The organism is Niallia sp. Kr1 (genome assembly GCF_050389805.1).
GTDB lineage: Bacteria > Bacillota > Bacilli > Bacillales > Cytobacillaceae > Bacillus_BD.
Window position 1 is genome coordinate 2348861 of record NZ_CP130945.1, and the last position, 24597, is coordinate 2373457.

A 24597-nucleotide genomic window follows, 5' to 3' on the forward strand; every position below is an offset into this window, starting at 1 on the left:
TTCGTGTACATTAGACCTGTCTGATTTACGGAATCATTTTTGCTGATATTTCAAGAACCATAAAAAGTGAAAGTAAAGTGCCGCTAAATTATTTTAGAGGTGCTTTTTTGTGTGTTATCTTTTTCAATAAATACCCTCATGGTGGCGTTCGCATGGAATCCACTCTTTAATAATTTAAATATCGTAATAAGTAAAAAACGCCGGAAGCCTGGTACAAATGTTGTTTTTTTATTCTGGCCCCTTAAGCCATCAATTATAGATTTATTTTAACAGACTCTAATATTAAGCCCTCCTAGAATAATAAAAGCTTATTACACTATGTGCTAAATACACATTATAATTTAATGATCCGCTTGTCCTTCATATGGTTTCATCATTCGAATGGATCTCATGGCTCACCTAATCCATGAGAAGGACCTCGTGCTGTTTTCTATGTGGGGCATAGTAAAAACAGATGGTGCCTAAACTAGTGTCTGGAAAAGTCCTTAATTTTTTACCATAACGTTCGGATTCCCCTGTGTGTGAAAATACTGAATATTATTAATTTAACTTTTTTTATAAATTGCTCTAACCACTGATATAAAGGGATTTTCAGCTTGTTCCAACGATTCTATTATTCTTAAATGTCCTTGAATCCTTTTCGATATTTTGATAGGTTAAATAACCATAAGCGGTGAACGATTCCTGTCATGGTTCCTGTACAAGTCACTTCAGTGCACATTTCTGTCACCCCGTCATTGCGGAAGTCAATTTTGAAATTCTACTGTGTAGGATTAAAGAATCCTAGTTGAACGCTGATCGAAAAAATATTTAAAAGGAGAGATAGGATGGGTTTTGAAACTTATATTTCTTTAGCAATCTATTTTATTGGAATGATGTTGATTGGGTATTACGCCTATAAGAAATCAACAGATAATATTGAAGGATTTATGTTAGGTGGACGCGGTTTAGGACCTGCTGTCACCGCTCTTTCAGCAGGCGCATCAGATATGAGTGGATGGATGCTGATGGGCTTACCAGGAGCCATGTATGTATCAGGTATGTCCAGTCTATGGCTTGCTATTGGTTTAAGTATAGGAGCGTATTTAAACTATATCTTTGTTGCGCCTCGATTAAGAACGTATACAGAAGTAGCAAACAATTCCATTACAATCCCCGATTTCTTCGAAAATAGATTTAGAGATAAATCGAGAATCCTACGATTAATTTCAGGCATTGTGATTATCATCTTCTATACCCTTTATACTTCAGCAGGGATGGTTTCAGGTGGTGTACTTTTTGAATCAGCCTTTGGGTTAGACTTTACATTAGGATTATTGATTACAGCCAGCGTTGTTGTCGCGTATACACTATTTGGTGGATTTTTAGCAGTGAGTTTAACGGATTTTGTTCAAGGGCTTATTATGTTTGTAGCTCTTATCTTGGTTCCCATTGTAGCCTTTACCGATTTAGGCGGTGTAAAGCCGACCTTCGATGTGATTCGTGCCATTGATCCGACTTTGCTCGATTTCTTTAAAGGTACAACGGTGATCGGGATTATCTCATTATTAGCATGGGGATTGGGATATTTTGGGCAGCCGCATATCATCGTGCGTTTTATGGCCATTACATCAGTAAAAGAGTTAAAGCCTGCACGTCGAATTGGCATGAGCTGGATGATTATTTCGATCATCGGTGCCATGTTTGTAGGTCTTGCTGGAATTGCATATGTCAATCAAAGAGGGGTTACGCTTGAGGATCCTGAAACGGTTTTTATCATGTTCTCCAATGTATTATTCCACCCGTTGATCACTGGCTTTTTGCTAGCAGCGATTCTAGCAGCGATTATGAGTACGATTTCTTCTCAGCTTCTCGTTACATCTAGCGCATTAACAGAGGATATTTATAAAACATTCTTTAAGCGAGATGCCACCGATAAACAACTTGTTGCGATTAGTCGTTTAACGGTATTGCTTGTTTCAATCGTAGCGATTCTTTTATCCCTAACGCCAAATAATACCATACTAAATTTAGTTGGGTATGCATGGGCAGGATTTGGTTCAGCATTCGGTCCAGCGATTCTATTAAGCTTGTATTGGAAACGTATGAATGTCTGGGGTGCACTTTCAGGAATCATTGTGGGTGCAGTTACGGTTATTATTTGGATCAGTAATGAAGCTCTCAAAGGATTTATGTATGAAATGATTCCTGGCTTCATCTTGTCATTCGCAGCCATCATCATTGTAAGCAAACTGACTGCCAAACCTTCAACAGAGGTTGACACAGAGTTTGATGAAATGAAAGAAACATTGAAGGATGAGCTTAATTAAGAGAAGAATTTAGTTAAAAGCCATCGGAATAGTAACATGACCCTACAGGTAGAAAAAGTCTTCCTGTAGGGTATTTTTTTGTCCGCGTGCCCAGCAAGCCGTTAATTGCTAGTTGGTGAAAGTCCAACCTGAGTAAGTACCAAGACGCTCAGTAGCTGACAGGCAACTGGTGAAGAAATTCTAAGGTTGAAGCCATGTGACAAAGTAACTCCCTAGCGGAGTGCGAGCAAACTAACAGGTTGTAACATAAAGTGAATCCTGCCGTCTCGTCAAAAGAACCTACCTACGGTAGCCAAAGAGAAGTCGAGCCTTGGGATAATGGGCGAAGACCATGGAAGGTGTGAAGATCTTGGAATAGCAGCACCGATGAATCTCTCGGGGTATGGGGAGCGACATGTTAGTAAAGTAGTTAGCGGAACTGGGGATACCCTCCTTGTCACTTTCTAACGAAAGTAAAGCAGAAACCTATAAGTGCAAACGAAGTGGTGGATGGATGAGAGGGAGTCGGAGGGGGTCATAGTACCATTAATGACAATGACAACACAACATTGTCTAGGGAAGGACGGCGCAAGCCATTACCCTACTTCGTTCATATGTCAGAAGGAGGTAAGAGTCAGTGAATGTCAGGAAAATGACTAACTACACCAATAAAGTAAAAGCTCAAGAACTCTGGAAGACGTTATATCTTTGTGCCAAGGAATGTCCAACTCGAAGATTTCACGCTTTATATGACAAAATCTATCGTCCTGATATTCTATGGGAGGCATGGCAACGTGTGAAGCGAAAGAAAGGAAGTGGAGGTGTCGATGGACAGACGATTGAACAAATCGTCTTGGAGTACGGGGAAAAGAAATTTATGAACGAGCTCTATTTGGAACTAAAGGAGAAGCGTTATCACCCTAGTCCAGTCCTAAGAACCTATATTCCAAAGGATGATGGAAAGAAACGTCCATTAGGAATTCCAACTATTAAAGATCGGGTCGTACAGATGGCAACGAAAATGGTTATTGAACCAATATTCGAGGCTGACTTTCATGACTGTTCGTTTGGTTTTCGTCCAAAGCGAAATGCCCATCAAGCGATGGCAAAGATAAGAAAAGCCAGTAAGAAATGTTTTTGGGTAGTAGACGTCGATATCCAAGGATATTTCGATAATATTAATCAATACAAGTTGATGAAAATATTAGAACAAAGGATTAGTGATCGACGGGTTTTAAAGCTTGTTCGAAAATGGCTAGAGTCAGGCATAATGGAGGAAGGCAAAATAAGAAATCCAATTACTGGTACACCGCAAGGTGGTGTAATTTCACCTCTTTTAGCTAATATCTACCTAAATACAATGGATATGCTTTGGGAGAAGAAGTTCAAAGACTTGGGTGAACTCATAAGGTATGCGGATGACTTCGTCATTATGTGTAAAACCAAACAACAAGCACTTGAAAGTATAAAGGTCATCCAATCAATAATGAGGAAACTTGACCTTACTATTACTAGAAATAAATCGAGACTAGTTAATCTGTGGAATGACATAGATGGTTTCGATTTTCTAGGATTTCATAATCGGAAGTTTCCAATCAGACGAAAAGGTGGAAACACGTTATATGTCATGTCACATATACCTAAGAGGAATGCGATGAAGAAAATGCGTTCTAAGATTAAAGCCTATACAGAACCAAGGAATAAATTATACTTGGATATCAGAGAGTTAGTAAAAGGGCTAAATAGGAAACTGCAAGGTTTCAAGAATTACTATCTTATCTCGGCTCACGCAAAGAAATGGCTAAATAGAATCGACTGGTATGTATTAGAACGACTTACCTTATTTCATAACAAAAAGAGAAATAATCGTAAGAAACATGGAAATTTAAAGGATGTAAGAAAAGAAGTGAAACATATATTAGTGAAATTAGCTAGTTAGACGCTGTAAAGCCAGGGAAAGAAGAACGTCGGAAAGCCGTATGAAGGAAAACTTCACGTACGGTTTGATGAGGAGGAGCTGAAAGTAAAAGAGATAGCAAAAGCTATCCCTTTGAAATCAGTTTCTTACTCTACGATACAACTGAAATTGTGGAGTCGATTCTCACTGGATTATGGCGCTAGGGGGTTGGTCTCACATCATGTATTATGACAGCATTCCTGTACAAGTTATATTATGAACAAAGTTGCTCGCAAAGGTGGCAAAATGGTAAAGCAAAAAACAGCAAGGAAACAGAGGGACGGTTCTCGTGTTTCATCTAATTTCTCCTTTTTGAAACAGGAGAACCATCCCCATGTTTCATTTCATTGATGATTATTAACTTTCATATTATAATTATCTTGAAGTCAAGATAATGCAAGAAGAAATGTTAAATAGAAGGTGGTGTGTAATTTGTTATTGATTCGTCATTCAATTGGAAGTCGTCTTTTTTATCAAACAGATGATTATTCAATTGAGCCAAAAGAGGAAAAGTGGATCATTTCGGTTTCTATCTCAGAAGAAGAGGTAAAAGAGATCCTGAACTTTAAACAGGAATTAAATTTATTTGTCGTAGAGGAAAAGCAAAAGACATGGTATCATTCATCACATGGTGAAATTGTGTTCAATAAGGATGATCAACAGTTGACGATTCATGCGGATAACCAAACCGTTTATCCGGTTTAAATAATAGATAGGTTAGTTGAATAAAAGAGGCCTCTTTATTTAGTTTTAATAAAGAGGCCTCTTAAACGTTTTAAAACGGCAGGTGTCTGACTCTTTTTAAGGGAGGACAATTAATGGGACATCCCCCTGTTTCATTTAACCTCTATCCAATAATTCAAAAGGTCCATGCCAAAAGGATTCATCAGCTGTAACGAATACGTAGATAACGCCGATAATCATAGCGAATGAAAAAATACAAGGTCCAACTAAGATAAAGCTAATAACCCCTTTCTCGATAAATTTGGGAAAGCTTGAAAAAGAAGAGCCATCGCGCCAATCTTTCAAAACCCACCAATAAACTTTCATTAATAAGTAAATGATGAATAAAAAGAAAACGATGAGAAAAATATAACTCCCTTTTCTCAAAAAAATAATCATTTCCACATTCCAGCCCATGTGAACGAAAAGATCGTATCCATCTTCTATTAAAACATAAAGCCCTATAAGAAAAAGGACCAAGAAAATATATCGTAGAGGCATGAAGCCGGAACCTTTCTTAAATTTGGTTCTTCTTTTTTCCGTATGTTAAATCCTTACAGCTCCTTTTATTGGTTCCTCAAATTTCAGAGTCCCCCCTCACTCACATATCATTATTTTCATATTTTTGTATTAAAAATCAAGTGCCAAGAGTCTCGGAATTTTAGATGGTCTACCTATATTTTTCGATTATGGGTTTCTTTTTTTAAAAAAGAGGCTGGCGGCCTCAGTAGGAATAACCATCTCTCAACATGGACTATGGTGGACGTCTACTCCTTTGGACTAGCAGAGGGAAGATGCCACATTTTTTGCAGGGCACCCACTAGATGGGCCGCTATAAATTGCCATAACCTTGAAATTGGACCTAAGTAACACTATGTGCTAAATACACAATTAAATATAATGATACGCTTGTCCATCATTTTGTATCATCATTAAAATGGATCTCATGGTTCACTTAATACATTAGGAGGTTCTGGTGCAGTTTTCTGGATGTGGATCATGGCCTTTTTAGATGTGGCAACTATTGCGGAGGTACCGCCAAGGCAATGTGACATCAATCCAAGTGTAATTACATACCACACACTCGTGGTGCAAGAAAATGTAGATAATTAGAAAGTGAAATGGTACAAGAACATCCCATCTCCATTTCATGGAAGACCAGAGCCCGCTGAACAAATGACAAAGAAATTTAGACATTGGTCTTACTTACAAATAAAAATGAATCGTAAAAAAATTATACTTATTAACAAAGATACGACGGGACAAGGGGTCGAAAACCCTTGTCCTTCTTAGCCTCAATAGCTTGTATGTGACATTTGTCACACCACGAGTATGACGCTTGCTACTAACATGTTAAATTCTTTTCCTATAGTATTGGAATTACGATAAAACAGGAAGGGAATTTAAAATATGACCTTACAAAATACAAAAAGTTTGAAAAAACAAGTGGCTCCGTTTGAGAAGTCAACGACAAAAGAAAGCATAGGGCAGATCATCAACACCGTTGTGCCTTTTATAACATTATGGTTCTTGGCTTATATAAGCCTCTCGGTTTCATATTGGTTAGCGTTAGTACCGATTGTGATTGCTGCTGGATTCTTAGTTCGAATTTTTATTATTTTTCATGATTGTACGCACAATTCTTTTTTCAAAAGTCGACGTGCCAATCGCGCTGTTGGAACCGTTATGGGTGTACTAACAATGTTTCCTTTTGATCGCTGGGGAAATGAGCATGCGATCCATCACGCAACCAGCGGGAATTTAGATAAGCGTGGAACAGGTGATATTTGGACGCTTACAGTTGATGAATATAAAGCAGCACCACTCAAGCTTCGTTTAGCCTACCGTTTTTACCGTAATCCATTGGTGATGTTTGGGTTAGGACCGATTTATCAATTTGGACTTAACAATCGATTTAACCGTAAAGGTGCTAAAAAGAAGGAACGTATGAATACGTATTTAACCAATGTTCTGATTGTTGCTTTGGGCGGATTGCTTTGCCTTGCAGTCGGTTGGCAGACCTTTCTTCTGATCCACGGATCAATTTTCATGATTGCCGGTTCAGCAGGTATTTGGTTATTTTATATTCAGCATACGTTTGAAGATTCTTATTTTGAAGAAGATCCAGATTGGGAGTATGTAAAAGCGGCTGTAGAAGGAAGTTCATTCTATAAGCTTCCAAAAGTATTACAATTTATTACAGGTAATATTGGATTTCACCATGTTCATCATTTAAGTCCAAGAGTTCCTAATTATAAATTAGAAGAAGCGCACAACACGACACCACCTTTAAAGAATGTCCCAACGATTACGCTTGCGACAAGTTTAAAGTCACTTCGCTTCCGTTTATGGGATGAGAAGAGTAAGAATTTCGTGAGTTTTAGGGAAGTTAAAGCATTAGCGAAAAAAAGAGTTTCGGTTAAGGTAAAACCCGAAGTGTAATATTCCATTTATGTGAGACTCCCCCGTTATGTGGGGAGTTTCAATATGGAGACAGCTTTCAAAAAGGAGAGAATGTGTGTGATTACCATTGTCATTGCGGAAGATCAAGAGATGCTCTTAGGGGTCATCGGTTCTCTTCTTAATTTGGAAGAGGATATGAAAGTAGTAGGGCAAGCAAGAAATGGAGAAGAAGCCTTGAAACTGGTACATGAATTTCAGCCTGATATTTGTTTAATGGATATCGAAATGCCCGAAATGAACGGACTTGATGCCGCACAGTCTTTAAAGTCAACCGGATGCAAGGTTATTATCGTAACAACCTTTGCAAGGACGGGATATTTTGAACGTGCGAAACAAGCAGGAGTAAGAGGTTATTTCTTAAAAGACAGCCCAAGTAAAGAGTTAGTTGACGGCATTCGTAGAATTATGAATGGAGAGCAAATTTATTGTGCCGACTTAATGGACGATGATTCAATGGTTCACGAATCGGGAACAGAACGGTTGGTCGATCCTCATATTCATCATAAAACCACTAAACATCAAAGAAAAATAATCAGAACAGTTCGAAATTACTTTTCAACCATCATGGATAAAATGGATGAGTCAAGGGGACAGGTTCCTTGACTCATTTGCTATAAGTTAAAAAGATTGGTTGAAGATAAGTATATACATATAAATGAAGACTTACCTTTTAAAAGTTATCCTCTTGTAATAAATAGAGGGTAGAGAAACACAGAAAAATTTGATTTTCGAGTGTAAAGGATTGTTCCAACAAGCTCTACCTTCTTTACAATGATAATTGCTTTTTAATATCATCTTCTATTTTCCTTGGTGTCGTCGTAGGTGCATACCGTTCTACCACTTTTCCATTTTTATCAACAAGGAACTTTGTAAAATTCCATTTGATCTTTTTTGAAAGGAGACCACGTTTTTGAGCTTTCAGAAAGGTGTATAATGGATCTTCATTTTCTCCATTCACTTCAATTTTGGCAAACATGGGAAACGTGACACCATAATTCAGTTGACAAAATTCAGTCGTTTCTTCAATATTATCAAATTCTTGATTATGAAACTGGCTGCAAGGAAAACCTAAAATTTCCAAGCCTTGATCTTGATATTGATCGTACAATTCTTGTAATTCCTTGAATTGCCCCGTTAACCCACATTTACTAGCCGTATTCACAATCAGGAGTGTCTTACCTTCAAAGTCCTTCAAAGATATCTCCTCACCATTTGTTTTCTTTATATTAAAATCATAAACGGTTGTCATGATTTTTCCTCCTAGTATTAGACTCTACAATTAATTAAATCGTACACGATTTAAACTTACAAGATGATTTAGACTTACAAGATCATTATTGTAGTCTAGAAGAAACATTTATTAAAAGTAAAAAGGGGAAGAGATAGTTTGCATAACAAAATTATTGTTAATATAGTGAAACAGGGGGACGGTTCTTCGTGTTTCATTGTGGCAAAGCCTGTTTTATTCAATAGAGGGGCGCGTTTCTTTAAGAAATGTGTCTGTTTTCATTTTAAGGAACAGATTGTTAAAATATATTAATCTGAGATTGTGAAGTTTTGTCAAATTAGTCTATGAAATCTTTATTTCTTTAACTTAAAATGAAATAATTGGTAGGTTAGTAAAAATAGAAAAGGAATTGAGGGAGCGTCTTATGGGGAAAATTCATTATTCTATTGTAGATGTGTTTTCAGAAGGAAAATATACAGGAAATCCACTCGCGGTTTTTAAAAACGCTGGAAAAATCTCCGATCGTGAAATGCAACAAATAGCCAAAGAAATTAATTACTCCGAAACTACTTTTATCTTGTCTGATTTAACAAATGATGATGGTTATGATGTTCGTATTTTTACACCGAATGAAGAGATTCCTTTTGCTGGTCATCCAACTTTAGGAACGGCATATATTATTCAAAACGAAATATTAAAAAGCCCATCAGAAAACCTTATTTTAAACTTTAAAGGTGGACAGATACCAGTTTCATTTAATCATCAAGAAGAAGTTCTATGGATGAAACAAAATGAACCAACTTTTGGTGGAATAATAGATCCTAATCATGTTTCAGATGTTTTAAACATTGATAAAGAAAACCTAGACAATCGATTTCCTATTCAAGAAGTTTCAACTGGACTTCCAGTAATAATTGTCCCTTTAACTTCTTTAGAAGCAGTTAAAAATGTAAGAATAAATAAAGAAAAATACCTTGAATTAATTAAACATACGGATGCAAAAGCAATAATGGTTTTTTCACCCGAAACATATCGTTCGGAAAATGATTTAAATGTTCGAGACTTTGCAGATTATTACGGTATTCCTGAAGATGCAGCCACTGGAAGTGCTAATGGATGTTTGGCTTCTTACTTGGTTAAGTATCAATATTTTAAGAAAAGCACAATTAACATTCATGTAGAACAAGGATATGAAATTGAAAGACCTTCTCGATTGTTTTTAAAAGCAAATGATGATAATGGGAAAATCAACGTTTACGTAGGAGGTAAAGTAGTAAAAATCGCTCAAGGAGAATGGTTTCTTTAAAACCTTGATGGTTCAAGAAACAGGGGGACGGTTCTCAGCGTTTCATAGATGTTATGAATCGATTTAATCAAACGCCAGAACTGTCTCCAGGTTCATCGTTAAAGAATAATGAATCGATTTTACAAATGGGTTAAATTAAATTCCAATTTCCCTCACTAAATAGATGAGGGTCTTCATGTTTCACTATTTTTCGAATAGGATCATCTTAATATGATGAAAATAGGGGGAAAGATTTTCTTCTAAAAGGAGGAAACAAGTTGACTAAGTTGTCAAATTCAACTCTTTTCATCATATTAGTCATTGTATTTGCAATAGCGGGTGGAATATCGTTACTGATTAAAGCACAAATAACAGAAATGGAACAGACTAGTTCCAATATAGAAGATGCGATTGAACAACAGAATTATACATATGCGCTCCAATTACTGGAAGAAAATAATCTAGAAAAACTGCAGAAATATTCGGATCAAGATTTAGAGGGACTGAAAGAAGTCTACCTGTAGCAATCGATTTAGAGAAACTATTCCATGAAGACAAGGAAAAATATATCGACAAATTTGCATCAGTACAACCCAGACTTGAAGGGATCTTGTCTCGACACGCTAAAGAACGATTTTCCACCATCATTGATGACTATATATCTTCCGAAAACTACGAGGAGATTAATCGTCTATCAGAGGCAGGTTATTTGAATCATGAATTTCTAGCTGGTGAAACAGTTAAAAGGGCAGAAGCATTTTTATTTGAGTATGAATTGATTGGGTTATTGAGGAATAATCAGTTAGAAGAAATAACGATTAAGACGGTGAATCATGAAGAGGGCACGGTATTAAAAAATATCTACCATTTAGCACAAGCGATCAAACACGAAACGGAAGATCCAAGTATGGTGACGACCTATTTAGTGAGTATCCCTGAAGGTTATTCGAAATTTCCTCAACCTTTTCAGGAAAAATATGATGCACTCTATGGAAAATATAGGGATACAGAGAAATACAAATACGCTAAAATGGTACGAGAATCACATGAACGACAAGATCGAAAAAATAATATCACCAAAACGATTCAAATCGGGATGACGACTACAGACGTTCAATCACTCTTAGGCAATCCAACAGATATAAACACAAATGTAAGTGCATATGGGACGTCAGAACAATGGGTCTACAAAGACTAAAATGGTTATAAGTACGTATACTTTGAAAATGGTATCGTAACGTCAATCTCAGATTGAAACAAAGGCGTGGTGTTTGAAACAAGGGGACGGTTCTAGTGTTTCATCTTTACCTTTTGAAACGATGAGAACCGTCCCCCTGTTTCATGAACGAATTATGAAATTAGTCTCATAATCGAACTGTTTTGGTCTATGTTGAACATCTTCTGTAAATATATTTTTTCTCCTTGGACAAACTTATCTTGTCAGATTTAATCAAGGAGGAATCAAATATGGTAAACGACATTAAACAGGAAATGGAACGAATTTGGGGTGAAACGTGTGGTTCATGGGAAAACTGTACGGAGGAAAACATTCAATCTTTCTTAGCACAATGCCTAGAAAAAAGCATAGACCCACAATATTGTATGAGTTGGGTAGAGCAGCATAGCAACCAGATTCCTAATTGGTCAGCCGTTTCGAAGGTATCTCTTGATTGGGTAAATGAACATACTTCAACAGGTTCGCCCATTAACGGACATGAAACTCTGTAAAAAGGAGAGAAATACTCTCCTTTTTTTTATACTTGAAGTATATATCGTTCCTGCTTGACAAATCGCTTTACCTCTTAGTGTGTGCTGCTTTAACAATAATCATCAACGTTTATTATTGTGTGAACGATGGAAAATGTAATAACTTCATTTATCTAAAAGCTCTCTTTTATGAATGGTTGGGCTGCTAGTAGTTAGATTTCGTTTGAACAAATCGGTATTGAAGACGAATTAATACTACAAAAAGCAGGTAATAGAAAACTAAGTCAGGTCATCTAAATTGGCGCCATTTTGATCTAATAAATGAGCAAGAATAGCAGAGTTTTCCTGATCCGCCTCCCACTGTACGACATCGTCATACTCAAACAGTTGAAAGCTGTCAGAAAACTGTTCCTTCATATATTTAATAAAGGTTTCCGTGCTCCCTTTCTCGCCTCGGCGAAATTCCATCATAATGGCTCGAAACTTATGTGGAGGCAAATCTGTTTGAATATGGTATGAATTAGAAAAACCCAAATTTTCACTGCTGTATAAATTATAAATATAAGGCATTCAAGATTCCCTCTTTCCTTTTATGGTTCGTTTTATTTTTTCCATTATGTTATAAGGTAAACATGGCTTTTATTAAAATCAAAAAACTGTGAAGAGGATTTCATACAAAAATTCCTTCTGAAAATGCTAAATACTCCGGCTTAATTAAGCTAAGCCTAAAGGAAATGTAGAGATTGTAATGAAACGTACTTAAACGAGTGTTGATCCAAAAAGGATTAATAGATCTTTTTGCTGAACTTATTGAACAAGGGAGTAGAGTTGAACAAAAGATAAATAAGATAAGGAAGGAGAAGTAAAGTGTTTCGTAATAAAAAGAAGAAATTTAATGTAATTGGTATTGGAGTTTAGTATTCCGCTTTTGACTCATATGTGTAGGATAGAAAAAAAGAGGGATGCGATCCCTCTAGAAAAGTTATTTAATGTAATACATCATTTTTATTATCAATATACAGTGTGCCGTCTTTTTGAACTTCAGCATAAAAAATATCAGAAATTGAATGGATTCCTAATAATTGTAATTGTTGCTCTAACCAACGTGTATCAAGATTTAATTTTTCTAAATTTGAAGTAATAATTCTACCATCACTAATCACTTCGGTGGAAATTGGGTATATATTACGTGTAGGGTTTTGTATACCTAAATCAGATTTTGAAAGAGGTTGGTTAGATTCCTTTTTCATAACAGATAGCTTTCCATCTATTTCCAAAATTGCATACTCAACTTCAGATACAGAAAATACGTCTTTTTGTCTCAATAAAGCAGTTAAAGCATCAATATCTAAACGTACTTTTCGAAGCTCATGTTCCATAATTTTACCGTTTTTTATAAGTATTCTTGGTTGGCTTTCAATAATAGTACGAGCTTTTTTTGATTTTATGTCAATAAACCCTATTACGATTGTAATAGCAGCCCAACCCGTTATCGCTAAAACACCTTTTTGAATACTTACACTTGAGTCTATTACTACAACTCCTGTAATTGCTCCAATTGTAATACCTGAAACAAAGTTAAAAAAAGTCATTTGTGAAAGTTCTTTTCTGCCCATAATCCTGGTTAAAAATAATAGGGTAAAGAATGCAATAACAAGCCTTAAAGCTAAATCTATAATCAAAACTCTAACTCCTTTCAAGATGGATTTTACTTTTCAGACTGTTTTATATATCCCCTTAATTTAGTAATTAAATGTATAGCTTATTTATTATGTTTGGAAAGTTAAAACACATATATTTCGCGATTCGGGAACTAAGTGAAGAAGAGCAGTTAAACTCATGGGGCCGTTAGTTGAAGAAGAAATGACATAACATATTAGTCATAAAAATCATACGATTCAATTGTGTCTTGAAAAAGTTTGGATGTGTTTTGTCGTCCCTAATCGCTATGGAGAATGAGACCTTGCACATCCTTTTCTTTTCGGATAGCTTCGTAAACTGTTTTTATCACAAATTTTCAACCTCTACTAAAAGGGGGGGGGTTTAACCATTCTCGTGGTCCATAGAAGAAATCCATTTGAAACAGGAGAACCATCCCCGCGTTTCTAAAGCAAAATAGACAGAGCTATGGTAAAATTATTGTTTGCATATATTATTTTAGTAGGTTGTGGCCATCATGAAATTATTTGAAAAACTATATCCCCTTATTATTTTCTTAGCAGTCATTATTGGGATCGGCATAGGCCAAGTAGAACGAATAAGAGAAAATGCGGAAAGCTTTATTGTGCCTTTATTAGTAGCCATGTTATACATTACTTTCTTGCAAATTCCGATTGAAGAGATTATGAAAGCTTTTAAAAATATCAAGTTTACATACACTTCTGTCCTTATAAACTTTGTCTGGACACCTATCCTGGCATGGATGCTAGCTATGGTATTTTTAGGTGATCATCCAGGGTTGTTTATTGGATTTATTATGCTCATGGTTACCCCATGCACGGATTGGTATTTAATTTTTACAGGAATAGCAAAAGGGAATGTGGCGTTATCAACAGCAATCTTACCTCTCAATTTAATCCTACAAGTCATTTTACTGCCTATTTATCTTCTTATTTTTGGCGGAAAAACAGGGGTTATTGAGTTTTCATTTCTAATGGAAAGCATCTTAATTGCATTATTCATCCCATTCGTTTTAGCTTTGTTCACAAAAATGATCGTGAGAAACAAGCAACAGTTAAGAAAAAATCTTATATCCAAATTTAGTGTGTTACCGATGGTTTTTCTAAGTCTAGCTATCGTTGCGATGTTTGCTTCACAAGGGAGATTACTGCTTGATCACTTAGATTTATTGTGGCAAATCACTATACCTATTCTTTTGTATTTCACTATTAATTTCTTCGTAGGTCAAAAAGCTGGACAGCTTATGAAGTTCCCGAATTCTGACAGAATCAGTTTAAGCTTAACCACTTTAGCAAGAAATTCTCCCATTGCCTTGGCGATTGCGATGACTGCATTTCCAGATCAACCCTTAATCGCTTTAACATTGGTTATAGGACCATTGTTGGAATTGCCGGTTTTGACTATCGTTACACAGGTTTTACTATTAATCTCTAAAAAATAAAACCACATAAAAACACAAGAGCACACATCCATTTTATATAATGATTGTGTGCTTTTTGGGATGGAACAGGGGGTCGGTACCTTCTCGTGGTTCACTTTTTCAGGAAAGGAAATCTAATTTATAGTTGACAGGTAGGAATAATATGTTTAATGTAATAAATATATTATTTGTTCATTTTTAGTATTCAAGGCTAATGAACTAGTTAGATTATAATCGCATTTAATTTCGTGTCAATAAATTCAAATCATTCAGTTAACCAGAAGTCTGGAAAGCGCAGGAATGGTTTTTTAATAAAAAAATGAGTACATATTCTAATATTCTTTTGTATTGGTGCAATACCAAACATTAAATTTAATAGTTTCGAACTTATAGGATCATAACAAGGGGGGACCTAATCATGAATAAGAGTTATCAAGTGTTAGAGGGAGCAGAGCCGTTCTATTTTAAAGGGAGTGAAGTGGGTGTTCTCATTTCGCATGGATTTATGGGCACTCCACAAAGTATGCGATTCATAGGAGAAGAACTTGCTCGATATGGTTATACGGTTTTAGGAGTAAGGTTGAAGGGGCATGGAACCCACTACCAGGATTTAGAAACATGCACCCATGAAGAATGGTTTGAATCACTTGAAAATGGGTACCATGAATTGAAAAAACAATGCAAACGTATTTTTGTGATCGGTCAATCCATGGGTGGAACCTTAACGCTTAAACTTGCACATAAGTACCCCGAAATCAAAGGGATCGCATTAATAAATCCAGCTTTAGATGTTCCGATGTATGAAAACTTTAAGGATGCAACTCAACCAAGGTTTGTCATGGAAGGTAAGCCAGATATTCATATGAAGAATGTGGATGAAATTACGTATGAATATGCACCCATAAAATCCATTCAAGAACTCCAAAAGGTAATGGAAACCACCCCAGCTTTATTGTCGAGTATTCAATGCCCAGTTTTAGGGATTAATTCAGCCATGGATCATGTTGTCCCGCCCAGATATACGGATTATATTATTGACCATATCGGATCAGACAAAAAGGAAAAGGTCGTTTTACCAAACTCATATCATGTAGCCTCTATGGACTATGACAAAGAAAAAATAGTAGAAAGCTGCCATCATTTTATTCAACAGCAATCTAATAAGACACTCGTTCATCAATAGCCGAAACAGGGGGGCGGTTCTTGTGTTTCATTCTTACCTTTTGAAACGCGGAGAACCGTCCCCCCTGTTTTAAAGGGATATCCGGAAATAAATTTGCAAACGATATAGAAGACTGACACGAGGGAGGGATCGATATGAATGATGAAAAGGATAAGCTTGAAGAAGTACTTGAGGATTCCATTGAAACAGAAGAGGAATTAATGCGCACCTATTTGATTAGTGCTGAAAGAGTCCAAGATGACGATGAGCTAAAAGAATGCCTCGAAAATTTTGCGCAGGGAAATGCAAAACGGACAAAGCAGCTTATCGATGAGTTAAAAGAAATCAAGGGAGAATAGCGAAACAGGGGGACGGTTCTCCTGTTTCATCCTTACCCTTTGCAACAATGAGAACCGTCCCCCTGTTTCTATCGCTATTTCTATTGAATTCCTATATTCCTGTTTTTTTGTCTTTTCGAAATGATGATTACGGCTGCCACCATGATGATAATCGCTGCTGCAAGGGATAAAACGCTTGATGTTAATCCAGCGATTAAGAAAGCGGCTGATGCAGCGGATCCGTTTAATAGCGCATAGGGCAGCTGTGTTTTTACGTGATCTAAATGGTCTGTGCCGGCGCCAGTCGAAGCTAGAATTGATGTATCCGAGATTGGCGAACAATGGTCTCCAAATACTCCTCCAGATAACACGGCTCCTATACAAACGTATAGGGAAGCATCTAAATGGAAAGCCATCGGAATCGCAAGTGGCATCATAATGGCAAATGTACCCCATGATGATCCAGTTGCAAATGACATACATGCCCCACCTATGAATAGAATAAGGGGTATCAGGTAGGGAGGAATGTTTCCATCCATAATCTCTACTACATAGTTAGCTGTTCCTAAATTTTTCATCACGGTGCCAAGTGACCATGCTAATACTAGAATCGCAGCGACGGTCATCATTCTCTGCATTCCTGACAAATAGATATCGAAGACTTCTCCAAACTTTTTCACTTTATGGAAAACCATCATAGCAATCAGCACGATCGCTGCAAATAAGTAAGAAGTCGTTAATGCAACACGAAATGCACTGCCATCGATTTTCTCGAATGGAAATCCAAGTGGAATCAGCATCCCGAATAAGGTTACAAGCAATACGAAGAGGGGAACTAAGATTAAGCTAGCCTTACTCTTTGTATTCTGTAGCTCCACCATTTTGTCAGGCTTTCTCATCGGCTTAGCGTTTGGCCAAAAGAGTTCGCCAGTTTCCTGTACGCGTTTTTCAGCTTTTGCCATTGCACCAAATTCCAGCTTTGTTAATGCAACTAGAGGTACCATTAGTACTGCTAAGATTGGGTAAAATTGAAAAGGAATGGCTTGCATGAAAGCATCCCAGTCTGACTCCGTAATTTTTAAACCGTCAAACTCCTTTTGAATAAGTCCCATAATATAAACACCCCAACCGATAAATGGGATGAGAACGGCTACAGGGGAAGAAGTTGAATCAATAATCCAAGCTAGCTTTTCTCTTGATATTTTGGCTTTATCAAATACTTTTTCGAAAATCGGTCCTACTAAAAGAGGGGTACCAAGATCCGAGAAAAAGATGATGATGCCGCCAAACCAGGCAGCAAGTTGTGTTTTCGCTTTTGTATTTAGAAAATGGATTACCTTGTCTGCAAATGCAGCTGCCCCGCCAGATTTCTCCATAAGAGCCACAAACCCGCCGATAAAAACAAGCAGTACGAGCACTCCTGCATTATAGCTATCTGTTAATTGTACAAACAAATAATCACCAATCATAGTTTTGGTTGCTGTCAGAGGCAATCCCCCTGCTAAAATGAGCACTCCTGAAAATGTTCCTAAAAATAATGAGATAATAACGTTTTTTGTCACAAGTGCCGCCACAATCGCTAATACTGGCGGAACCAATGACAACCATCCTATGTGTTCCATCTAGATGTCCTCCTGCTAAAATGTGATAGGCATAACTATAAAACATATTGTATTTTTATTCAATACTTTTTTTAAAAAAACATTCGGGTTACAGTTTCACCCGAATTTAACAAGGTTCAAAGAGGAAGGCACCAAGTCCCGGATTGAAATTTTATGCAAAGTTTTCATTCATAGTTGCTTCTATACGAAAACGCTAGTAAATGTAAATGAAAATAAAGGGAAAGCTTAATATTGTGAGGTATGCAGATGATTTTGTTATGCTGGATTCAATATCTAAAGTAGTCCAAAAGAGGTTTGATAATTAACCTTTGTTTGCAAAAAGAAGCCTTGTATTGGAGGTATCTAAGGTGGACGATAACATGAGTGATATCATTCAACCCCAAATGAAAGATGAGATTGAACAAGTGATTAATGGGTTGACCTTTACGAAAAACTTCAGATCCGCTAGTGCTGAAGAATGGTATATTTTCTTGCCGGGTTACCAGGATATTCGTACGAAAGGAGCTGCTGGAAAAGCAATCATCCATTATGACTTATATGGGAATAGAGATGTCTTTATAAATACTACGATTATTTTTGATGATCCAGCTTTATTTCATCGGGACAAACATACTCTTGTCTATGGGATTGCCGATGAACTCGTCAACCGACTAGTCGGATATGCAGACACCCTTTTATCCGTCCATGCTGGAGAGAATTCTTATGACGCGGAATATATCCAAAACCGTTCTTAATATATAAAATAAAAAAACAGACCAAGCATCAAATCAATAGTTGTGCTTTGTCTGTTGTCTCATTAATGTTCGAATTCCTTTTCTCTTTGTTGTAACACGATTTGTTGGGTTGGCATAAGAATCTTTTGTTCGTAAATTTTCTGGGCTAACCGTTTTTTGGTCATTTGCGAAGCTTCTAAATAATGGTCATCATTCACAGTTGCTTTGACCGAAAACTTATACCCTAATGGACTAACATCCAATGAGGATAGACCATGAACTTGGTATATTTCCACATATTCCCCAGTGTGAGGATCAACCTTCAAATATTCTTTCGCAGTTTCATTTAATTCATCACATACTTCTTGTAATAACTGTTCAATTCTTGAAGGATTTTCATTAAAACTGACCAAGACACTTTCAAAAATTCTACGCTTTTCTACATTTCCATTCTCTACTTTTCGAATCTCTCCATTTGGTACGATCATGAGCTTTCCGTTCATTAATCTGATTTTTACGACACGGAAGCCTAAATCCTCGATCGTTCCACCATCGAGTTCACCATTAATATGGACAAAATCTCCTCTTTCAAACTGTTTCTCAAAAATCATAAAAAATCCCGCTAAAATATCCGTCATGATTTTCTGGGCACCTAACCCAACGACAACCCCAATGACTCCACCAGCCACCAAGATATCTTTAATGTCGACAAATGGTTTCAATGCCGCTAATAAAATAATAAAAAAGGCCAAATAATGGGATGTGTTTTTTACAACTGATTCAATGGTTTGCTCTTTCTTTTCACTGATGAGATTTGTTTTTCTAAAAAATTGCGAGATCAAATATCGGATCAGGTAAATGATGGCGTAGGTAATAATGATCGTAAAAAGAATGGATAGGACAAAATCTTTCACTTCAACCCAATCTATTTCAAAAAAGTCCATGATTTGATTGGTCAATTCATTCATCCACGTAACCTCCTTTATCCATTAAGTAACTTTATTATAACCGTTTAGGACACAGTGACCACCAAAAATTTTCTTTCATGGAACGATTTGTGAAACAGCTGCCGCCATCTCAAACGTAGTACGGTCGCCCATTGTCATTTTGTTATTAAAATGATAGTTCATATTAGTAATCTCCTAAGAAAACAACAAAAATATTCTAATATAAAATAACAACGTTTTGCATAGTTATAGATTTGAGGAACATCATTTTCTATGGGCAAAAAAATAGGGGAGGTTCTGAGCATGTCCATTTCTGAAAAACAGGTAGGATTAATCCCGTTTAAAGTAAAGTCGGTAATGCAAAAGGCAACAGAAATACCTCCAGGAGTTTCGTTAATTAATGCTCCACAAGTTTGGGAAAACAATGAAGGAGAAAATGTAGTCATTGCCGTGATTGATACTGGGATTGATCGAAATCATGTAGACTTACAAAAATCAGTCATTGGTGGGTATAACTTCACGACAAAGGACACAGCAAACTATGGAGACGATAATGGTCATGGTACGCATGTTGCTGGGGTTATTGCAGCTCAACAAAACGAACAAGGTGTGGTGGGTGTAGCTCCAAAAGCTAACTTATTAATCTTAAAAGCTTTAGATCAAAATGGAGCAGGGGACTTATCCTGGATTATCAATGCCATTGAATATGCCATCTCCTGGAGAGGACCTAATAATGAAAGAGTCCGTGTGATTTCAATGTCTTTAGGTGGTCCACATAATGAGGAAGAACATAAAGCGATTCAAAAAGCGGTGGCCAATCATATCCTTGTGATTTGTGCAGCAGGGAATGAGGGGGATGGCGACCATCGTAGTAATGAATTCAGTTATCCTGCCTCCTATCCGGAAGTGATTTCAGTTGGAGCTGTGGACTATGATTTTCAACCTGCTTATTTTTCTAATACCAATCCAGAAGTCGATCTTGTGGCACCCGGAGTGGATATTCTTTCTACCTATGTTCAATCTCGTTATGCGGTATTGTCAGGAACGTCAATGGCAGCCCCACATGTATCAGGTGCAGCAGCCCTCATTTTGAATAAAGCAGAGAAAGAATTTGGTCGTGAGCTAACAGAACCTGAACTGTATGCGCAATTGATTAAACATACCAAAACGCTAAATTTTGATCGACGGTTCCAAGGAAATGGCGTGTTAGATTTACTTGCCGTACCATCCCCAGATCCGATAGCAGACGAACCAGATCCTCAACCAGAACAACCAATAGGGGGAGAGATTTCCCTAACGGTAAATGGGGTAGACAAATTTGACGTATCTTCAAAAGAAGATGGAAAGCTTTTTATAAGGTGGGGGAGCCAATCACAGTGACGCGCTGAAATACCTCGAAAAATCAGGTTTCATAAAAACGTTTCACAGGTGTGAAACGTTTTTATGTTAGGTAAAATACCGAGAAACACGAAACGGCAAAAGTAGCTATCTTAAGGCTGTTTGACGTGATGTTTCTCGTATAAGTGTCCTCAAAAGAACCGTCTTCATGTTCCAATAAAGCTGAATTTTCAATGGTCACGAACTTTCTCGGTGTTTTTGGTGGGAGGGACAGTATGGTTTCCTCCCACTCTATTCCTCATCTGAGCGTCACAGTAGCACATGAATTGTAGTTTTTCGATTTTGAAATTGGCTTTTGCCAGTATTTCCGGCCATGCTTTTATACTATCGATGATATGATTCTGATAAATTTCATGTAAACAGTCCCAGGAAACAATCATAGGATCTGTCTTTTTATCTACATCATATTCTTTTCCATATCTCCATCCTGCTTCTTTCTTCTCCAGCGTAAACTTTTTATGTTCATATTCAGCTAACAGCTCTACTTCTTGGTCTAAAAATTTAACATTTTCTGGTCGTTCATCAACCGATATTAATTCATAATTAATTATCGTAAGAGCCCCAGGAAGATGTCTTATCTGACTACGAATATATTGTTTTACTTCCTCTTTGATCTTATCCCATGTTTCTCCATTATCTCGACTAGCGTTAGGGTCGTTTTCACATAATAATTCTCGTTTTTGATACAGAGCAGCTGCAATATGATCTACTTTCTCACTAAAAAAGGAATCATACATTAAATGGCGATAAAATTGTTCTTCATCTACATGAAGCTTTAGCTGTTCCTTAGAAGGTAGAAGAGATTGTTCCCATTTGGGCGCATTGGATAATCGGCTCATCTCGAGTATGGCTTCCATTGACCTTGTTTCATGCTTATATCTAGGGAGTTTTAATAAGGCTCTTAATACGCCATTATCGATTTGCGCTTCACCTGTGCTATCGATCAAATCGGGTGTTTTCCTTTCAAGAAGAGAACGTAATAACATGGCTCTACGAACAATAAATAAGAGATCCCACTTTTCATCGGTCTGATTAGGTCCTAGGATATTAACATATCCTCTCAAACGACTGATAAAATCGGGGCCCTTTGCGTCTTTAAATTCAGTAATAAATCGTTTGTATTCAGTCGCGTCTTCCATTTCCTCTCCACCAAATTGCTGATATGTACTGCTTGTACCTCCAGCAAATACAAAAATTGCTTTTCCAATCGGATGAAGGGAACCTCCTACTCTAAATACTCCATCCTGCATCGGAGCTAGAAAATATTTTAACCAGCCCAGTTTCCCGTTAAAAGCGGAATCAAATTCATCAAAAAAGACAAGAGGGATTTTACCCATTAAGGAAACATCTCTGACTCGATGTAGGGCATTTGTTAAATCAGACAAGTCTTGAAACTGGGATAAATTAAAATCCAATTTTTCAATGAGGTTCGGTGCAATACTTGATGCTACTTCTGTAACCCCAAATGACTTCCCAGATCCAGGAGTACCAAAAACAGCTATAGAAAGGGGTCTCGGAACACTTTTTGCCGAAACATACTCAGTGATAAGGTTTTTAATGCTTCTGTAGGCTTCAATCTCCGTCCGATCAACCGTCTTTAGTTTGCCAAATTGGGCAATCGGAATATATTTCAAGGCACTTTTTTCTCCGTACTTTACAATATTGTAAGAAATCTCTGCCAAATTAATCGATGCTTTGTCTTTTATGATATACCAGCAACTGCGACAATTTGGAGTAGTTGAACGTATATTCACATCCTGAACATGTTCTTTATAAATAAAATCATTGTCTCTTTCTCTAAACAATTCAGCATTACAAAAATAATGGTCCTTAATCTTTTCACCAAAACCATTGATAAAATATTTTTGTGCTGCAACAATCCCACTTCGAATCCCTTTGCTAATGGACTTGCTTAATTCTTCCTGATTTTTAAGACCGGATGCAATACTACCGGCAAGTCCTGCCACAAAACAAGAGGATAGACCAAACATGTTTCCCTGGTTTTCTTTGATGAAATCACCTTCAAATGCATAAGGAAGAAAGAATAATTTAGATTTAACTTGAGCGTTTTTCTGATAATAGATCGCACCTTCAAGTCCGAAATGAATGATCAAATGTTGACAATGAGCAAGGAAGGCGATATTTGGATTATTGTTAATCTGCCAGGCAAAATCAATCGCCGTTCTTTCCCATGAGAGACTTTTACTGATATTAACCCCTTGTGCTCGAAAATCATCTGCATCAATGACGACGATGGTATTATCAATATGATGTTTCTCGATATGGTTCCATAGTTTGCTTTCACGAGTAGGATGATTCACTTTATAGATCACAATAGGAGCACCATTTGAAGATTCCAATGCTAAAGGCCAGTATGCCTCATCTGAATGAAAACCATTGTCCTCATCATGGATAATGACCATATCTGCTTGTTCATCGTCATGAACAATGGGAAGTAATATCGGTTTACCGGAAGTTGGCACTGAATAGCCAAGGAAATTTTTGATCCGATACACCTTTGGATCACTTTCTTTTCCCGTTAAAGAAAATAATCCTAGCTCAGAGGTAGATTGCAGAAGATCTTTTGGTAATTCGCAAGTTGGGTCAGCTATTTTTGGGGAAATCACTGTATCTTCACAGGCTGAACTTACTAATTCAGATAAGAGTAAGGCCCCACCCTCTTTTGTTAGGCTGTGGACATATGGGGAATTTTCCCATTTGTATCCTTTCGTCGTTTTTTCGAACGTTCTCCATGTTAATACATTTGTGCTAACATCACCAGACACAGCAATTTTTAAATTCGTCTTATTCATATAGATAACTCCTTGTTGTACACCCAATTTTAAAATTTTCCGTATACAGATAGTATGCATATAGTTAAATCAAACTATTTACAGAATCTCCCGAACTAGAAAGCCCATTTTCCTTCAGGTGTGGGGTGAGAGTGTGGTCGAACAAGGCATATTTTCAGATATGCCTTGTTCGACTATTCCGTAAGAGTTATACGTTCGATTTTTATCTTATGGATATAGGAAAATAGGTGATTCATTTGTCTAAAACTAAAACCCCCAGTTATGTCTTGATACTTGGATTAAAAACTGATATATCAAGAACACATTTCTAGATAAGAGATTTGAGATAGCTAGGAAAATTTATAATGTTTGTTTGGGTGTGTGTAAAAGATACGATGCCTTAAAACAATCTTCTCGATACAAAGTGAATTGCAAAATGGAAAAAGGCAAAGAAAAGAATAAGTTGTTCTCAAAGTTAGATAAGGAATTTGGCGTAAACCAATATTCACTTCATGAATATGTGAAACCCATGCCACACAAGATTTTAAAAATGCAATTCTGAAGAAATCAAACACAACCATTATAATGGAAAAAGAGTGGGGAGATTGATATTGGGACATCCACTGTGGCAGTTTGTTCTGAGGACCAATTTATTCTAACAGGATTAGCCCCAAGTGTTGTTGAGGTAAGTCAAAAGAAAAGTTTTGAGCTCTTTTTAAAGTGCTACATGATTTAGAGATTCAAAGGCTACAAAAAACAACCCTTAGTAGGGGTGTATAGGTTTATGTTCATTTCGGTTTAGATGCGAGCCGGTACAATCGTTAATAGAAAGATTGGTTTCTTTGGCTGTAGAAGTCTAATTGAAAATATATAT

20 protein-coding genes and 2 pseudogenes are annotated in these 24597 nt (G+C 36.8%); 15 read left to right on the forward strand and 7 right to left on the reverse strand.

Annotated features, from left to right (window positions below; genetic code table 11):
- Positions 1-827: 827 nt before the first annotated feature.
- The 3 genes from putP (at position 828) to Q5760_RS11370 (ending at position 4950) form a co-directional block, all read left to right on the forward strand.
- The gene (gene putP, locus Q5760_RS11360; RefSeq protein WP_428912272.1) at positions 828-2309 is read left to right on the forward strand and encodes a sodium/proline symporter PutP; all 1482 of its coding nucleotides are present in this window, start codon (positions 828-830) and stop codon (positions 2307-2309) included.
- A gap of 616 nt (positions 2310-2925) precedes the next feature.
- Positions 2926-4227 carry a group II intron reverse transcriptase/maturase gene (ltrA, locus tag Q5760_RS11365; RefSeq protein WP_428912273.1) on the forward strand — a complete coding sequence of 434 codons (1302 nt, stop codon included), beginning with the start codon at positions 2926-2928 and terminating at the stop codon, positions 4225-4227.
- A 450-nt stretch (positions 4228-4677) separates the two neighbouring features.
- The gene (locus Q5760_RS11370; protein WP_428912274.1) at positions 4678-4950 is read left to right on the forward strand and encodes a hypothetical protein; all 273 of its coding nucleotides are present in this window, start codon (positions 4678-4680) and stop codon (positions 4948-4950) included.
- Between the two features lie 135 nt (positions 4951-5085).
- On the opposite strand, the gene Q5760_RS11375 is transcribed toward Q5760_RS11370, so the two are convergent.
- Positions 5086-5385, reverse strand: coding sequence for a hypothetical protein (locus tag Q5760_RS11375; protein WP_428912275.1), 300 nt, complete (start codon positions 5383-5385; stop codon positions 5086-5088).
- Between the two features lie 546 nt (positions 5386-5931).
- Here Q5760_RS11375 and Q5760_RS11380 point away from each other — a divergent pair.
- The 3 genes and pseudogenes from Q5760_RS11380 to Q5760_RS11390 all read left to right on the forward strand — a co-directional run.
- Positions 5932-6081: pseudogene (locus Q5760_RS11380) on the forward strand (hypothetical protein); the annotation flags it as partial.
- A 297-nt stretch (positions 6082-6378) separates the two neighbouring features.
- Positions 6379-7410 (forward strand): fatty acid desaturase, encoded by a 1032-nt coding sequence (locus Q5760_RS11385; protein WP_428912276.1) that lies wholly within the window; start codon positions 6379-6381, stop codon positions 7408-7410.
- A 78-nt stretch (positions 7411-7488) separates the two neighbouring features.
- On the forward strand, positions 7489-8034 hold the full coding sequence (locus tag Q5760_RS11390; protein WP_428912552.1) for a response regulator: 546 nt from the start codon (positions 7489-7491) through the stop codon (positions 8032-8034).
- Positions 8035-8197: 163 nt separating this feature from the next.
- Here Q5760_RS11390 and Q5760_RS11395 read toward each other — a convergent pair whose 3' ends face one another.
- Positions 8198-8680, reverse strand: a complete 483-nt coding sequence (locus Q5760_RS11395) for a glutathione peroxidase (protein ID WP_428912277.1) — start codon at positions 8678-8680, stop codon at positions 8198-8200.
- Between the two features lie 403 nt (positions 8681-9083).
- On the opposite strand from Q5760_RS11395, the gene Q5760_RS11400 reads away from it, so the two are divergent.
- From Q5760_RS11400 to Q5760_RS11415, 4 genes are all read left to right on the forward strand, one after another.
- A complete protein-coding gene (locus Q5760_RS11400) occupies positions 9084-9965 on the forward strand; it encodes a PhzF family phenazine biosynthesis protein (protein ID WP_428912278.1) in 882 nt (293 codons plus the stop codon).
- A 257-nt stretch (positions 9966-10222) separates the two neighbouring features.
- On the forward strand, positions 10223-10468 hold the full coding sequence (locus Q5760_RS11405; protein ID WP_428912279.1) for a hypothetical protein: 246 nt from the start codon (positions 10223-10225) through the stop codon (positions 10466-10468).
- Positions 10469-10554: 86 nt separating this feature from the next.
- The gene (locus Q5760_RS11410) at positions 10555-11142 is read left to right on the forward strand and encodes a hypothetical protein (RefSeq protein WP_428912280.1); all 588 of its coding nucleotides are present in this window, start codon (positions 10555-10557) and stop codon (positions 11140-11142) included.
- Positions 11143-11411: 269 nt separating this feature from the next.
- Positions 11412-11672: a hypothetical protein gene (locus Q5760_RS11415; RefSeq protein WP_428912281.1), complete on the forward strand. Its 261-nt coding sequence runs from the start codon at positions 11412-11414 to the stop codon at positions 11670-11672.
- 258 nt (positions 11673-11930) lie between these two features.
- Here Q5760_RS11415 and Q5760_RS11420 read toward each other — a convergent pair whose 3' ends face one another.
- A complete protein-coding gene (locus Q5760_RS11420) occupies positions 11931-12221 on the reverse strand; it encodes a hypothetical protein (protein WP_428912282.1) in 291 nt (96 codons plus the stop codon).
- A gap of 416 nt (positions 12222-12637) precedes the next feature.
- Positions 12638-13333 carry a YetF domain-containing protein gene (locus tag Q5760_RS11425; protein WP_428912283.1) on the reverse strand — a complete coding sequence of 232 codons (696 nt, stop codon included), beginning with the start codon at positions 13331-13333 and terminating at the stop codon, positions 12638-12640.
- A 494-nt stretch (positions 13334-13827) separates the two neighbouring features.
- Between Q5760_RS11425 and Q5760_RS11430 the strand changes: the two genes are divergently transcribed.
- The 3 genes from Q5760_RS11430 (at position 13828) to Q5760_RS11440 (ending at position 16272) form a co-directional block, all read left to right on the forward strand.
- The gene (locus Q5760_RS11430) at positions 13828-14772 is read left to right on the forward strand and encodes an arsenic resistance protein (RefSeq protein ID WP_428912284.1); all 945 of its coding nucleotides are present in this window, start codon (positions 13828-13830) and stop codon (positions 14770-14772) included.
- 397 nt (positions 14773-15169) lie between these two features.
- Positions 15170-15934: an alpha/beta hydrolase gene (locus tag Q5760_RS11435; RefSeq protein ID WP_428912285.1), complete on the forward strand. Its 765-nt coding sequence runs from the start codon at positions 15170-15172 to the stop codon at positions 15932-15934.
- 134 nt (positions 15935-16068) lie between these two features.
- Positions 16069-16272: a hypothetical protein gene (locus Q5760_RS11440; RefSeq protein WP_428912286.1), complete on the forward strand. Its 204-nt coding sequence runs from the start codon at positions 16069-16071 to the stop codon at positions 16270-16272.
- Between the two features lie 80 nt (positions 16273-16352).
- On the opposite strand, the gene Q5760_RS11445 is transcribed toward Q5760_RS11440, so the two are convergent.
- Entirely contained in the window at positions 16353-17873 is a 1521-nt protein-coding gene (locus tag Q5760_RS11445) for a Na+/H+ antiporter NhaC family protein (protein WP_428912287.1), read from the reverse strand.
- 359 nt (positions 17874-18232) lie between these two features.
- Between Q5760_RS11445 and Q5760_RS11450 the strand changes: the two genes are divergently transcribed.
- On the forward strand, positions 18233-18607 hold the full coding sequence (locus Q5760_RS11450) for a hypothetical protein (protein ID WP_428912288.1): 375 nt from the start codon (positions 18233-18235) through the stop codon (positions 18605-18607).
- A gap of 62 nt (positions 18608-18669) precedes the next feature.
- On the opposite strand, the gene Q5760_RS11455 is transcribed toward Q5760_RS11450, so the two are convergent.
- Positions 18670-19554, reverse strand: coding sequence for a mechanosensitive ion channel family protein (locus tag Q5760_RS11455; protein WP_428912289.1), 885 nt, complete (start codon positions 19552-19554; stop codon positions 18670-18672).
- Positions 19555-19830: 276 nt separating this feature from the next.
- On the opposite strand from Q5760_RS11455, the pseudogene Q5760_RS11460 reads away from it, so the two are divergent.
- Positions 19831-20757 (forward strand): annotated as a pseudogene (locus Q5760_RS11460) (S8 family peptidase); the annotation flags it as partial.
- Between the two features lie 344 nt (positions 20758-21101).
- Here the strand turns inward: Q5760_RS11460 and Q5760_RS11465 are convergent.
- Positions 21102-23744: a RyR domain-containing protein gene (locus tag Q5760_RS11465; protein WP_428912290.1), complete on the reverse strand. Its 2643-nt coding sequence runs from the start codon at positions 23742-23744 to the stop codon at positions 21102-21104.
- Between the last annotated feature and the right edge of the window lie 853 nt (positions 23745-24597).

What these genes read in the sequence shown, in the direction of transcription:
- putP (WP_428912272.1), top strand. Translation starts at nt 828, where the DNA reads ATGGGTTTTGAAACTTATATTTCTTTAGCAATCTATTTTATTGGAATG.
- Q5760_RS11375 (WP_428912275.1), bottom strand. Translation starts at nt 5,385, where the DNA reads ATGGGCTGGAATGTGGAAATGATTATTTTTTTGAGAAAAGGGAGTTAT.
- Q5760_RS11385 (WP_428912276.1), top strand. Translation starts at nt 6,379, where the DNA reads ATGACCTTACAAAATACAAAAAGTTTGAAAAAACAAGTGGCTCCGTTT.
- Q5760_RS11395 (WP_428912277.1), bottom strand. Translation starts at nt 8,680, where the DNA reads ATGACAACCGTTTATGATTTTAATATAAAGAAAACAAATGGTGAGGAG.
- Q5760_RS11400 (WP_428912278.1), top strand. Translation starts at nt 9,084, where the DNA reads ATGGGGAAAATTCATTATTCTATTGTAGATGTGTTTTCAGAAGGAAAA.
- Q5760_RS11415 (WP_428912281.1), top strand. Translation starts at nt 11,412, where the DNA reads ATGGTAAACGACATTAAACAGGAAATGGAACGAATTTGGGGTGAAACG.
- Q5760_RS11420 (WP_428912282.1), bottom strand. Translation starts at nt 12,221, where the DNA reads ATGCCTTATATTTATAATTTATACAGCAGTGAAAATTTGGGTTTTTCT.
- Q5760_RS11430 (WP_428912284.1), top strand. Translation starts at nt 13,828, where the DNA reads ATGAAATTATTTGAAAAACTATATCCCCTTATTATTTTCTTAGCAGTC.
- Q5760_RS11435 (WP_428912285.1), top strand. Translation starts at nt 15,170, where the DNA reads ATGAATAAGAGTTATCAAGTGTTAGAGGGAGCAGAGCCGTTCTATTTT.
- Q5760_RS11440 (WP_428912286.1), top strand. Translation starts at nt 16,069, where the DNA reads ATGAATGATGAAAAGGATAAGCTTGAAGAAGTACTTGAGGATTCCATT.
- Q5760_RS11445 (WP_428912287.1), bottom strand. Translation starts at nt 17,873, where the DNA reads ATGGAACACATAGGATGGTTGTCATTGGTTCCGCCAGTATTAGCGATT.
- Q5760_RS11450 (WP_428912288.1), top strand. Translation starts at nt 18,233, where the DNA reads ATGAGTGATATCATTCAACCCCAAATGAAAGATGAGATTGAACAAGTG.
- Q5760_RS11455 (WP_428912289.1), bottom strand. Translation starts at nt 19,554, where the DNA reads ATGAATGAATTGACCAATCAAATCATGGACTTTTTTGAAATAGATTGG.
- Q5760_RS11465 (WP_428912290.1), bottom strand. Translation starts at nt 23,744, where the DNA reads ATGAATAAGACGAATTTAAAAATTGCTGTGTCTGGTGATGTTAGCACA.